Origin of the sequence: Sphingopyxis sp. (assembly GCF_050725615.1) — a bacterium.
Classification (GTDB): Bacteria; Pseudomonadota; Alphaproteobacteria; order Sphingomonadales; family Sphingomonadaceae; genus Sphingopyxis.
This window is the reverse complement of the sequence record NZ_JBOHHU010000119.1, coordinates 1-11,293: the sequence shown is the minus strand read 5'-3', so window position 1 is coordinate 11,293 and position 11,293 is coordinate 1. Positions and strand designations below refer to the sequence as shown.

The 11,293-nt window shown below is 66.8% G+C and carries 13 protein-coding genes; 8 read left to right on the top strand and 5 right to left on the bottom strand.

Features of this window, described 5'->3' with window-relative positions; all coding sequences use genetic code 11:
• The 3 genes from ACREB7_RS19345 to ACREB7_RS19335 all read left to right on the top strand — a co-directional run.
• Positions 1 to 633, top strand: a 633-nt coding sequence (locus ACREB7_RS19345) for a hypothetical protein (RefSeq protein WP_431593898.1), incomplete at its 5' end; no start/stop codon positions are given.
• 169 nt (positions 634 to 802) lie between these two features.
• On the top strand, positions 803 to 1,687 hold the full coding sequence (locus tag ACREB7_RS19340) for a hypothetical protein (RefSeq protein WP_431593897.1): 885 nt from the start codon (positions 803 to 805) through the stop codon (positions 1,685 to 1,687).
• Between the two features lie 98 nt (positions 1,688 to 1,785).
• Positions 1,786 to 3,291 carry a S10 family peptidase gene (locus ACREB7_RS19335; RefSeq protein ID WP_431593896.1) on the top strand — a complete coding sequence of 502 codons (1,506 nt, stop codon included), beginning with the start codon at positions 1,786 to 1,788 and terminating at the stop codon, positions 3,289 to 3,291.
• A 156-nt stretch (positions 3,292 to 3,447) separates the two neighbouring features.
• Here ACREB7_RS19335 and ACREB7_RS19330 read toward each other — a convergent pair whose 3' ends face one another.
• The gene (locus ACREB7_RS19330) at positions 3,448 to 3,885 is read right to left on the bottom strand and encodes a hypothetical protein (protein ID WP_431593895.1); all 438 of its coding nucleotides are present in this window, start codon (positions 3,883 to 3,885) and stop codon (positions 3,448 to 3,450) included.
• Positions 3,886 to 4,022: 137 nt separating this feature from the next.
• Here ACREB7_RS19330 and ACREB7_RS19325 point away from each other — a divergent pair, with 137 nt between their 5' ends.
• Positions 4,023 to 4,727 carry an NRDE family protein gene (locus ACREB7_RS19325; RefSeq protein ID WP_431593894.1) on the top strand — a complete coding sequence of 235 codons (705 nt, stop codon included), beginning with the start codon at positions 4,023 to 4,025 and terminating at the stop codon, positions 4,725 to 4,727.
• 75 nt (positions 4,728 to 4,802) lie between these two features.
• On the opposite strand, the gene infC is transcribed toward ACREB7_RS19325, so the two are convergent.
• Together infC and ACREB7_RS19315 are read right to left on the bottom strand one after the other, a co-directional pair.
• Complete coding sequence (gene infC, locus ACREB7_RS19320; RefSeq protein WP_293847529.1) at positions 4,803 to 5,324, bottom strand: translation initiation factor IF-3; 522 nt, start codon at positions 5,322 to 5,324, stop codon at positions 4,803 to 4,805.
• Positions 5,325 to 5,518: 194 nt separating this feature from the next.
• Positions 5,519 to 6,655, bottom strand: coding sequence for a penicillin-binding protein activator (locus ACREB7_RS19315; RefSeq protein ID WP_431593899.1), 1,137 nt, complete (start codon positions 6,653 to 6,655; stop codon positions 5,519 to 5,521).
• A 61-nt stretch (positions 6,656 to 6,716) separates the two neighbouring features.
• Between ACREB7_RS19315 and rsmI the strand changes: the two genes are divergently transcribed.
• Genes rsmI through ACREB7_RS19295 form a run of 4 tightly spaced genes read left to right on the top strand, consistent with a single transcriptional unit; the run spans position 6,717 to position 9,541 of the window.
• A complete protein-coding gene (gene rsmI / locus ACREB7_RS19310) occupies positions 6,717 to 7,589 on the top strand; it encodes a 16S rRNA (cytidine(1402)-2'-O)-methyltransferase (protein WP_431593893.1) in 873 nt (290 codons plus the stop codon).
• On the top strand, positions 7,586 to 7,936 hold the full coding sequence (locus tag ACREB7_RS19305) for a YraN family protein (RefSeq protein ID WP_431593892.1): 351 nt from the start codon (positions 7,586 to 7,588) through the stop codon (positions 7,934 to 7,936). The genes rsmI and ACREB7_RS19305 overlap by 4 nt, the downstream gene beginning before the upstream one ends.
• A 20-nt stretch (positions 7,937 to 7,956) precedes the next feature.
• The gene (gene gshB, locus ACREB7_RS19300; RefSeq protein WP_431593891.1) at positions 7,957 to 8,907 is read left to right on the top strand and encodes a glutathione synthase; all 951 of its coding nucleotides are present in this window, start codon (positions 7,957 to 7,959) and stop codon (positions 8,905 to 8,907) included.
• Between the two features lie 22 nt (positions 8,908 to 8,929).
• Positions 8,930 to 9,541 (top strand): DedA family protein, encoded by a 612-nt coding sequence (locus ACREB7_RS19295; RefSeq protein ID WP_431593890.1) that lies wholly within the window; start codon positions 8,930 to 8,932, stop codon positions 9,539 to 9,541.
• 118 nt (positions 9,542 to 9,659) lie between these two features.
• On the opposite strand, the gene holA is transcribed toward ACREB7_RS19295, so the two are convergent.
• Both holA and lptE read right to left on the bottom strand, forming a co-directional pair.
• On the bottom strand, positions 9,660 to 10,685 hold the full coding sequence (holA, locus tag ACREB7_RS19290) for a DNA polymerase III subunit delta (RefSeq protein ID WP_431593889.1): 1,026 nt from the start codon (positions 10,683 to 10,685) through the stop codon (positions 9,660 to 9,662).
• On the bottom strand, positions 10,682 to 11,239 hold the full coding sequence (gene lptE / locus ACREB7_RS19285; protein ID WP_431593888.1) for an LPS assembly lipoprotein LptE: 558 nt from the start codon (positions 11,237 to 11,239) through the stop codon (positions 10,682 to 10,684). Before lptE ends, holA begins: the two co-directional genes overlap by 4 nt.
• Positions 11,240 to 11,293: the final 54 nt, after the last annotated feature.

The window sequence follows — 11,293 nt, the reverse complement described above, 5'->3', positions numbered from 1 at the left end:
CGGCAGAGCTGGACAGCCCACCACAATCAACTCCCGCTGCACCGCGCGACCGGGCTCGCGACCTTCCTGCTTTTCCCGTTCTTCCTGATCGGGGGAATGTGGGTCCTCCATGTCGAGGCGGCGACCCTGGCCGGCGATTTCACCACGCTCGAAGGCAAGCAGATCGCCCAGTTCGGCTTTTTCGATCCGCTCGCCAATATCGCGTTCGCCTTGCTTTTCTGGTTGGGTCTCAGGCACCGCTACCAGGTCCAGTTGCACGCTCGCTATATGCTGGCAACCCTGCTGTTCGTAATCTCTCCGATCGCATTCCGACTACTGGTCATGTTCATCCCGTTTCTCCGGCCGGACGAGAATTTTTCCTATGCCATGGCAGGCGGAAACCTGGTCGCGCTGGCGGTCACGCTGTACCTGTTTCGCCAGTCGCCGAAACACGGTCTGCCATTCTTGATCGCCGCGGGATTTATTGCCGCGCAAGCCATCACCTTCGAGACGCTGGGACGCATTCCGGACTGGGCGCCAATGTTCGCGGCCCTCTCCCGGGTCAATCTGCCCATGCTGCTCGTCCTGACGGCTATCCTTGGCGTAGCGATCGCTTGGCACGGATGGAGAGCCGGTGCGCGCCCGACACGCTGACCGCCGTGCTCGACGCGCTGGACCTGCAACTGTCGGTGCCGCCGAAGGCGGCATGAAACAGGCCGCTAGCGAGCGGTAGCGAAACGTGTCGAACGCGCGTAGAATGATCCTTCCGGGTGAGGGGTCTTTCGGAATGATGCGAGCGTGGCGGCTATTTGCGCTTTTCTCCTTGGCGGCGACTGTCGCGCCGGAGGCGCGCGCGCAGCAATTGCAGACCCCCGCGCAGCTTGCGGCGATCGCGGCGAAGGTTCCGCGCCAGGACTGGTATCCGCCCGGCTATTATGAGGCGCGGCTCGGCGCCGAGGCCTATGTCGCCGAATATCCGCGCCCGCTCGACAAGATGCTCTATCCTTCGCCGAACGGAAAAGGCGACGTCTATGACATCACCGACGAGGAAAAGCAGGGCTGCGTCCTCCATCCCGACCATTATGACGATCTCGACCCCGAAACGCAGCCATGGAGCGAACTGGCGCTCGAGGTCGCGCGGCTGCGCGCCGAAATGGCGCGGCTCGGCTATCCCGAGGCAGTCTATGCCGGACCGCTCGCCGCCTATGAACGCGAACAGATCGAAGGCGGTGCCGAGATCGCCGCGACGTCGGATCCCGACGCGCCGCCGGCCGCCGACCCCGATGCCGAAGCCTTGGGCGCTACGACCGAAAACGGCTATCTCGACCTCGGCCTGACGCAGCAATTGAACGCCCAGCGGCGCAAGCTCGCGCCAAAGAAACCGCCGGTCGTCGCCTCGATGACGATCTGCGCCGACGGGCGCGAAGATGTCCGCCCGACCTTTCGCACCAGCCCCGACGGCGGCGAGATCTGGATGATCGACGCCTTCGCGTTCAACGTCTGCCTGCGCAAGCACCGCGATCCGTGGGACCGCACCGCCTGCCGCTGGACCGAGGTCGAAACCGGCGCCGCCTATCCCTATGCCGGTCGCTTCGTCTATCAGATACTCTGGCCCGATGGCGCGACGAAGCGCGGCACCCGCCAGATCAGCGACCAGCCCGGGGCCAAGACCGCGCCGGTCATCACCTTTCGCAAGACGGGCAGCTGACGCCGCTTCGACCAAAGCCCCGCCGCGCCCGACCGACACCCTTGCCCCCTCCCCGCACGCCCATTAGCGTCCGCCGCCTCAACCGGGGAGAATATCCAATGAAATCGGGTCCGTCGCTCATCGCTCTGGCGCTCGCCTTTGCCGCGCCGTCCATGCTCCACGCGCAGGACGCGCCCGCCGATAAGGCTAAGGCCGAAAAATCCGACGACGTCACGCCGCAGGTCCGCACCACCAAGCTCAGCGGCACCTTCGGCGGCCAGCGGATCAACTACGCCGCGACGATCGGCGAGACGATCATCAAGAACAAGGACGGCGTGCCCGAAGTCGCGGTGGTCACCACCTCTTATGTCAAGGAACCGCGCGACCCGAACCGGCCGATCACCTTCCTGTTCAACGGCGGCCCGGGGTCGGGCACCGTCTGGCTGATGATGGGCGCCTTCGGGCCAAAGCGCGTCGCCATCCCCGGCACCGGCGTCGACGACGGCGCCCCACCCTATCCGATCGTCGACAATCCCGACGCGCTGCTCGACGTCACCGACGTGGTGTTCATCGACCCGCCGGGCACCGGCTTTTCGCACCTGATCGGCAAGGCCGACCCCAAGGACTATTACGGCGTCACCCAGGATGCGAAGCTCGTCGCGCAGGTCATCCGCCTGTGGCTGGGCGACAATGGCCGCTGGAACAGCCCCAAATATCTCGGCGGCGAAAGCTATGGCACCACCCGCTCGGCGGCGGTCGCCAACGAGCTGATGAACGACACCTATAATGATGTCGCATTGAACGGCATCATCCTGATCTCGACCGTGCTCGATTTCGCGGCGGGCGCCGACACCTCGGGCAACGAGCTGTCGCCGATCACCAACCTGCCCTCGATGGCCGCGACCGCGCTCTATCATGGCAAGGCGACCGCGCCGTCGGTCGAGGGCTTCGTCGAGGAAGCGCGGCAATGGGCGATCGGCCCCTATGCGACGGCGCTGCTCAAGGGCCAGAAATTGCAGGGCGAGGAGCGCGCCGCGATCCGCCGCGAGCTCGCACGCTTCACCGGCCTCAGCGAAACCTATCTCGAACAGGCCGACCTGCGCGTCACGCCGCAGCGTTTCTACAAGGAGCTACTGCGCGATCGCGGCCTCACCGTCGGCCGCCTCGACAGCCGCTACACCGGCAAGGATTATGACAATGCCGGCGAGGGCCCCGACAACGACCCCAGCTTCTATGGCATTGACGCCTCTTATACGGCCGCGATCAACAGCTGGGCGCGCGACGGCCTGGGGTTCAAGACCGACCGCGAATATCAGTCGATCGGCGGCATCGGCGGGCAATGGGACTGGCGCATCGGCGGCCGCGACACCAACGCCTATCTCAACGTCGCGCCCTATATCGGCCAGGCGCTGCGCGAGAACAGCGGGCTGAAGGTGCTCGTCGCGCAGGGCTATTATGATTTCGCGACGCCCTTTTTCGCCGCCGAATATGCCCTCTCGCGCACCGGCATCCCGCAGGACCGCATCCACTACACCTATTATGGCGCCGGCCACATGATGTATATCCGCGACGAGGACCGGCATAAATTGTCGGAGGATGTGCGGGCGTTCATCCGGGCGCGGTGAGCGCGGTTTGACGGAAAACCCACCTCTCATCTCCCCTCCCGCAGGCGGGAGGGGTTGGGGGTGGGCCAGCAGCGGGCCATTACCCACCCCGCTGCGACTAACGCGCAAGCTCGTAAGTCTCGCTGCCCCTCCCGCAGGCGGGAGGGGAAACAAAGATCAGCGCAGCACGCCCTTCGCCGCCATGGCGCGCGCATAGAGCAGCAGCGCGATGATGATCGCCGCGATCACTGCGGTGAAGATCATCGGGCCGATGCCGAACAATTGCTGCAATTCGGCGCCTTTGACCCCGAACTGATAGGCGCTGTTGATCGCCAGCCCGAGCAGCGAGATGGCGAAGGCCGCGACCGCATGGCGGCTGCGCGCGAGCAGCAGGAGCGAGCCGATCAGCGATCCCCAGACGCCGAGCGCCCAGCCGACATTGGCCCACAGCGGAAAGCCGAACAGGAACGCCTGCTGCTCGGGCGTCATCCCCGCCAGATAGCTCATATTCTTGAGCTTGGTCATCGTGTAGTCGACGGCGCCAAAGGCGTTCCACAGCAGCGATACGCCCCCGACGGCCCACAGGTGCCAGGGCGTTTTGACATTCATGTTCATGCTAGCTCCCCCTCCAGAAAACTCACGCCAAACTATCAGATTTCGCCGCCGCCAGCAATGCGGTGATATAGCGCCGCAATACAGCGGGATCCGCGAACGGGCTTGGCAAATGGGCGGCGGCGCACGATATGCCGCGCATGTGTGTTGTCGCCCTTGCCCACCGCGTCCATCCCGACTGGCCGCTGATCCTGATCGGCAATCGCGATGAATTTCACGGTCGCCCCGCCGCGCCGCTCCACGCCTGGGACGACGGCAGCGGCATCGTCGCCGGGCAGGATCTGCAGGCGGGCGGCACCTGGCTCGGCGTCCAGCCGGCGCGCCGCCGCATCGTCGTGGTCACCAATGTCCGCGGCGCCCTGCCCGACCCCGCCAAGGACTCGCGCGGCGCGCTGGTGGTCGACATGCTGCGCGGCGCGGGGCGCTTCGCCGATCCCGAGCCCGCGGACCTCGACCGCTTCAACGCCTTCAATCTGTTCGCGGTCGCCGACGACGAGGTGCGCCTGCTCAGCAACCGCCCCGGCCCCGCGATCGATGTCTTGGGCGGCGGCATCCATGCGCTCGCCAACGAACCGGTCGACACGCCGTGCCCGCGCGCCGAGCGGCTGGCGGATATCCTGCGCCGCCAGGTGAAAAAACCCGATCCCGATTTCGGCGCACTGATGTCCGCGCTGACCGACAGCGACGCCCCGGCGCTGTTCCTGCCGGGTCCGGTCTATGGCACGCGCTGCAGCACGTTGGTCGCGGTATCGCGCGCCGGACAGGTGATGATGATGGAGCGTCGCTATGACGCCGACGGACGCACGACCGGCCGCACCAGCCTGACCCGCCACTGGGGTGACTGAGCCCGAACGCGAAGCGGGCGGCCGTCCCGCTGGAACGACCGCCCGCAATGTCTCGATCGGCTGACGCCTGCGCGCTTATTTGGGCGCGATCACCATCAGCATCTGACGGCCTTCGGTGCGCGGATGCGCCTCGACCTTCGCGATTTCCGACGTCAGTTCGGCGACGCGCTGGAGCACGTTGAGGCCGAGCTGGGTGTGGCTCATTTCGCGGCCGCGGAAACGCATGGTCATCTTGACCTTGTCGCCCTCCTCGAGGAAGTCGAACACCTTGCGCATCTTCACGTCGAAATCATGGTCGTCGATATTCGGACGCATCTTGATTTCTTTGATTTCCTGCGTCTTCTGGCTCTTGCGCGCCAGGTTCGCCTTTTTCTGGGCTTCGTATTTGAACTTGCCCACGTCGAGGAATTTGCACACCGGCGGATCGGCGTTGGGGGACACTTCGACCAAGTCCAGCCCCACGGAGGCCGCCTGTTCGATCGCTTCAGCAGTCAGCATTACGCCCAGATTTTCGCCTTCCTCGTCGATGACGCGGACCTTGGGGGAGGCGATGAATTCATTGTATCGCGGGCCGTTCTTGGGCGGCATAGGCGCCATCGGGCGGCGAATTGTGGGCGGTGGTATAGCTGTATCTCCTGGTCGTTGGCAAAGGGCGCGCGGAATCGATGCGACCGCGCGCACCGCTCATATAGGGAACGCGCGGCCGCCGTAAAGGCTGCCTGTGACAAATAGGTGCCGCTTTTCGCCCGACTGTGGCGGCTATGCCACGTTTCGGACTTCGCCGACCCGGATCACCACTTCGTCGGCGCCGGCTCGATCACCCGAAAACCGCCCGCCCCGACTTCGCTGACTTCGAGCGCGCGGATCGCCACGCCACGGTTATTGAAGCGGAAAATGCCGTCGATGCCGCCGAAACCATCGGCGGCGAGCAACTGGTTCACCGGGAAGCTGGTCCCCGGTTTCCATTCGCGCGCGATCCGCACCGTCAGCAGCACCGAATCATAGCCCAGGCTCGCCAGCCGGTACGGCGACTTGCCATAGCGCGTGCGATATTTGCCCGCGAGCTGCCCATAAAGCCCGTCCGATACGCTCGCGAACCACGATCCGCGCATCGCCGCGTTGGTGCCCAGCGACGAATCGGTGTTCCACAACTCGGTGCCCAGGATCTGCTTGCCGCCCGTGCCCTTGATGATCGGCACCGCGCGGATCGCATTGCCGCCCGAATCGGCGATCAGCACCGCGTCCATCGCGCCGCCATTGGCCAGCCGCCGTGCCGCGCCGGTCAGCGCGGTGGCGCTGCGGTCATAGCTTTCGACCGCGACCAACGTGCCGCCGGCCTCCACCACCGCGGCGCGGAACGCCGCCGCCGAGCGGTCGCCATAGACATTCTTGGGCACCAGCGCGCCAAAACGGACATGCCCCTTGCCGCGCGCATAGGCCACGACGCGCTCGACCGACTGGCCGGGAACAAAGCCCATGATGAAGACGCCGTTGCCGGCAACGCCGCTGTCGTTCGAGAAACTCAGCACCGGCACCTTCGCGGCGCGCGCGACCGGCGCGACCGCCGTGACATCTTCGGTGAGCAGCGGGCCGAGGATCAGCTTGTTGCCGTCGGCGACCGCCTGCTGCGCCGCCGCCGCCGCGCCGAGCGCGGTGTCATAGGTGGTGATGCGCACCCGTTCGGTCTTGGTGTCGAGCAGCGCGAGCGTCGTCGCATTGGCAATCGCCATGCCGACGTCGGCATTGGGACCGGTCTGCGGCACCAGCAGCGCGACGCGGTGGCGGTCGGTGTCGGTCGGCAGCCCGGGTTCGATCGTGTCGACCGGCTTGTCGGGCGGCGGCGCGGTGGTCGGACCGGCGGCCTTGGGCACCATCTGGCACGCGCCGAGCAGCCCGGCCAGCGCCAGCACCGCGACCTGGCGCAGCATGTGCCGCCGCGGCGACGCATTATTTTGGCGCTGGCTGGCGATTTCTGCCATTTGCAGCGTCATGCCGGATTCGACCATCTCAAATTCTCCCTTGCCCGGTCTCTATATCGTCGCGACCCCCATCGGCAACCTTGGCGACATCAGCGCACGCGCCGCAGCGACGCTCGCGCGCGCCGACCTGATCGCCGCCGAAGACACGCGGGTGACCGCGAAGCTGCTGGCGCACCTCGGTTTGCGGATTTCGATGACCCCCTATCACGACCATAGCGACGAACGCACCCGCGCCGCGCTGGTTGCGCGCATGGCGCAGGAAGTTGTCGTTTTGGTGTCAGACGCCGGCACCCCGCTGATTTCGGACCCCGGCTACAAGCTGGTGCGCGACGCGCGCGCAGCGGGGCGGCCCGTCACCACCCTGCCCGGTCCCTGCGCCGCGATCGCCGCGATCACCCTGTCGGGGCTGCCGAGCGACCGTTTCCTGTTCGCGGGTTTCCTGCCCAGCAAGGCCAAGGCGCGCGCCGACACCATCGCCGAATTTTCGGGACTGCGCGCCACCCTCGTCTTCTACGAAAGCGGCCCGCGCCTGTCGGGCGCGCTCGCCGCGCTCGCCGAAGGGCTTGGCGACCGCGAGGCGGCGGTCGCGCGCGAAATCACCAAGCTCTACGAACAATGTATCACCGGCACGCTGACCGAGCTGTCGGCGCGCTATGCCGACGCCCCGCCCAAGGGCGAGATCGTCATCATCGTCGGCCCGCCCGGCGAAGCGGTGACCGAAACTGCCGACGATGCGACGCTCGACGCCGCGCTACGCGAGGCGATGGCCGACAAACCCGTCGCACAGGCGGCGAAGGCGGTCGCCAAACGCTTCGGTCTCGACCGGCACGAAACCTACGCGCGCGCGCTCACGCTCAAGGGCCCAGGGAAAGACGGCGGATGAAACGCGCCGAGGCCGAAGCGCGCGGGCGCAAGGCCGAACGCCGCGCCGCCTGGTGGCTCCGCCTCCATGGCTGGCGCATCCTCGGACAAAGACTGCGGGTGCCCGTCGGCGAAGTCGATCTGGTAGCGCGGCGCGGGCGCATTGTCGCCTTCATCGAGGTCAAATGGCGCGACAAGGCGGCCGACCTCGACCTCGCGATCGACCAATATCGCCTGCGCCGCGTCGCCGCCGCCGCCGAAATGCTGTCCCCGCGCTTCGCCGGGCCGCGCGATGACATCAGGATCGACGTGATGCTCCTTGCGCCGCGCCGCCTGCCGCGCCATCTGGTCCACGTCTGGCAGCCCTGACGGCGCCCAAGGAGAAGAGCATGACCCTGCGCGCCGCCGTGCAAATGGACCCGATGGATGGCATCAACATCAATGGCGACAGCAGCTTCGCCCTGATGCTGAGCGCGCTCGAGCGCGGCTACACAATCTATCATTACGACGTGCGCTGCCTGACGTGGGAGGCCGGACGGCTGACCACGAGGGCGCATCGCGTGCTCGAGGCCAAGCGCGAGGCCGGCGCGCATTACATATTCGGCGACGAAATCACCCTCGACCTCGGCCGCGACGTCGATGTGGTGTTGATGCGGCAGGATCCGCCCTTCGACCTCGGTTATCTCACCGGCACCTGGTTGCTCGAACGCATCAAGGGCGAGACGTTGGTGGTCAACGACCCCGCGGCGGTCCGCGATGCGCCCGAAAAGGTCTTCGTCCTCGACTTCCCGCAGTTCATGCCCCCGACGATGGTCACCCGCAGCCTCGACGCGACGAAGGATTTCCAGGCGCGCTATGGCGCCGTCGTGATCAAGCCGCTCCACGGCAATGGCGGCAAGGCGGTGTTTCGGATCGACGCCGACGGCGGCAACCTCGGCGCGCTCGTCGAACTCTTCGGACAGGTCTGGCCCGAACCTTTCATGGTCCAGCAATTCCTGCCCAGCGTGTCGAAGGGCGACAAGCGCATCGTGCTCGTCGACGGCGAGGTCGCGGGCGCGATCAACCGCAAGCCCGGCGAGGGCGAGTTCCGCTCGAACCTCGCAGTCGGCGGCTATGCCGAGGCGGCGGAGCTGACCCCGCGCGAGCAGGAAATCTGCGCTGCGCTCGGCCCCGCGCTCAAGGAACGCGGCCTCATCTTCGTCGGCATCGACGTGATCGGCGGCGAATGGCTGACCGAAATCAACGTCACCTCGCCCACCGGAATCGTCGCGATCGACCGCTTCAACAACAGCGACACGGCGGGCATGATCTGGGATGCGATCCAGCGACGGATCGGCTGACCCCGGCGCGCGTTGACCCGCCATGACCGATTTCATTCTGAACCTGATCCAGAGCTGGGGCTATGTGGGGATCTTCATCCTCATGGTCCTTGAAAATGTCTTCCCGCCGATCCCGTCGGAAGTGATCATGGGCCTTGGCGGCATCGCCGTCGCGCAGGGTCGCTTCGATTTCTGGACCCTCGTCGCGGTCGCGGTCGCCGGGACGACCGCCGGCAATTGGGTCTGGTACGCGATCGGCCGCTGGATCGGTTATGAGCGGCTCAAACCCTTCATCGACCGCCACGGCCGCTGGCTGACCCTCGACTGGGCCGAGGTCGAAAAACTGCACGGCTGGTTCCTGAAATATGGCCCCGCGATCGTCTTCGTCGCGCGCTTCATGCCCGTCGCGCGCACGATGGTGTCGCTGCCGGCGGGCATGGTGAAGATGAACCAGGCGAAGTTTCTGCTGTGGACCGCCGCCGGCTCGACGATCTGGATCACCGCGCTGGCGGGCGCCGGCCACTGGTTCGGCGGCCAGTTCGCCAACCTCGACGCCTTCGTCGGCCCGCTCGCGCTGGTCGCGATCGGATCGCTGGTGCTGATCTATGTGTGGCGGGTGATCCGGTGGAAGCCGAAGGCGAGCGAGGAAAAATAGAACCCACCCCAACTCCGTTTGTGTCGAGCGAAGTCGAGACACGCGAAGGCACGCGCTCCCATGGGTGTCTCGACTTCGCTCGACACGAACGGGATTGATAGCGCAGTTGAGAGCCCGCTTAGCGCGCGCGCGCCGCCTGATGGGCGATGTCGGTGACGAGTTTGCGGAACAGGACGCCGCCCGCCGTTCCCGAGGCCTTCAGCGCCCGCTCGCAGTCGAGCAACCGGCTCATCAACCGGGCGATGCGCACCGAATCCCAGATGTGAAGCTGCGCGGTCACCGCGTCGCGTTCTTTCCAGAACACCCCGCTGCTTTTCGCCGCGACGACGGTCGCGGGGTGGGCGCCGGCGTCGACCTCGGCGCGCAGGCGCGCGAGTGCCGTCGCGCGGATCGCCAGCGCGCGGATGATGCGGATTTCGGCGACCCCGACCGCGGCGGCGGTCGCGAACATCGCGGGCAGCTCGCGCGTCTTGCCGCCGAGCGCGACGTTGATCACCTCGCTGACATCCTCCTCATGCGTCGCAGCGCCGAGCGCGGCGATGTCGGCGGCGGTGACCTGACGCTGGCGGTCGCGGCCCGCGTCGAGATAGAGCGCGATCTTTTCCAGCTCGCGGCGCATCAGCGCCTGGTCACCCGAGACGAGGTCGATCAGCAATTGCGCCTCGGCATTGCCGAGGCGGAGGCCGGCGCCTTCGGCGGCGGTCATCGCGATGCCGATCAGCGCGCGCCGGTCGGGCTGGTAACAGATCGCCGCGACACCATGCGCCGCCGCCTCGACGAGCTTGACCAGTTTCGATTTGGCGGTGACCGAGGCGCCCGTGGCGATCACCGGATTGATCGCATTGTCGGCGCCGAGCAGCGCCTCGACCGCCGCGAGGCAGTCGTCGCCGCTGCCCAGGATGTCGAGCCGGATCACCCGCGCGCCCGCAAAAAGCGACATCGATGCGGCCTCGGCGGCGAGCAAAGAGGGATCCTGCGCCATTTGCGACGAGGCGAGGTCGAGCCGTTCGGCGTCCTTGCCGGCGAGGCCGGTCAGCCGCGCGGCGAGGGTTTCCATCGTCGCATCGTCGGGGCCGGTGAGGAGGAAAAAACGCTGGTCGAGCCGCTGGATGCGTTCGAGGTCTTGCGGCTTGACGCTCTTCATTGCCCGGCGGGGGCGGATGCCGGTGCAGGGGGCGCGTCGGCCGAGCGACCACCGCCGCGATCGGCAAAGACCGCGATGCGCGCGACCATCTGGTCGGCGACCGCCGAGGACAGCCGCTCAAGCGCGGTCGATTCGGCGGCGATCGTCGCATATTCGCTGCCGACGACGTCGATTCCCGAATCGGAGAAGGCGGTGGCGTCGAGCAGCACTTCGCCGCTGGCGGCATCGACGAGCTGATAGCGCGCGCGCAGGGTTCGCCGTTCGCGGGTCACGGCATCGTCGGCGCGAACGCCGAAGCCGGTGATGCTGTCCTCGAGCTTGACGTCGAGGCGCAGGCGCTTGCCCGCGCCCTGCCCGTTCTGCGCCGCGACGAGCCGGTCGCGCAGCGCGTTGCGGACGAGCCAACCCTGATGCCCCTCGATCGGGGCGACGTCGATGTCGGCGAGGATCGTCGCCACCGCGCCGTCGCTGCCGCTCGCATACAGCGGGCGCAGGCCGCAGCCGCCGAGGAGCAGCGACGCGGCGACGATCGAGGCGGTCACAAGCTTATGCATCAAAACCCTCATGCCCCCTAACCCCGGTCGTGTCGAGCGAAGTCGAGACACGCC

Coding starts and splice junctions, on each gene's coding strand:
- ACREB7_RS19335 (WP_431593896.1), top strand. CDS start 1,786: ATGAAATCGGGTCCGTCGCTCATCGCTCTGGCGCTCGCCTTTGCCGCG.
- ACREB7_RS19330 (WP_431593895.1), bottom strand. CDS start 3,885: ATGAACATGAATGTCAAAACGCCCTGGCACCTGTGGGCCGTCGGGGGC.
- ACREB7_RS19325 (WP_431593894.1), top strand. CDS start 4,023: ATGTGTGTTGTCGCCCTTGCCCACCGCGTCCATCCCGACTGGCCGCTG.
- infC (WP_293847529.1), bottom strand. CDS start 5,324: ATGGCGCCTATGCCGCCCAAGAACGGCCCGCGATACAATGAATTCATC.
- ACREB7_RS19315 (WP_431593899.1), bottom strand. CDS start 6,655: ATGCTGCGCCAGGTCGCGGTGCTGGCGCTGGCCGGGCTGCTCGGCGCG.
- rsmI (WP_431593893.1), top strand. CDS start 6,717: ATGCCGGATTCGACCATCTCAAATTCTCCCTTGCCCGGTCTCTATATC.
- ACREB7_RS19305 (WP_431593892.1), top strand. CDS start 7,586: ATGAAACGCGCCGAGGCCGAAGCGCGCGGGCGCAAGGCCGAACGCCGC.
- gshB (WP_431593891.1), top strand. CDS start 7,957: ATGACCCTGCGCGCCGCCGTGCAAATGGACCCGATGGATGGCATCAAC.
- ACREB7_RS19295 (WP_431593890.1), top strand. CDS start 8,930: ATGACCGATTTCATTCTGAACCTGATCCAGAGCTGGGGCTATGTGGGG.
- holA (WP_431593889.1), bottom strand. CDS start 10,685: ATGAAGAGCGTCAAGCCGCAAGACCTCGAACGCATCCAGCGGCTCGAC.
- lptE (WP_431593888.1), bottom strand. CDS start 11,239: ATGCATAAGCTTGTGACCGCCTCGATCGTCGCCGCGTCGCTGCTCCTC.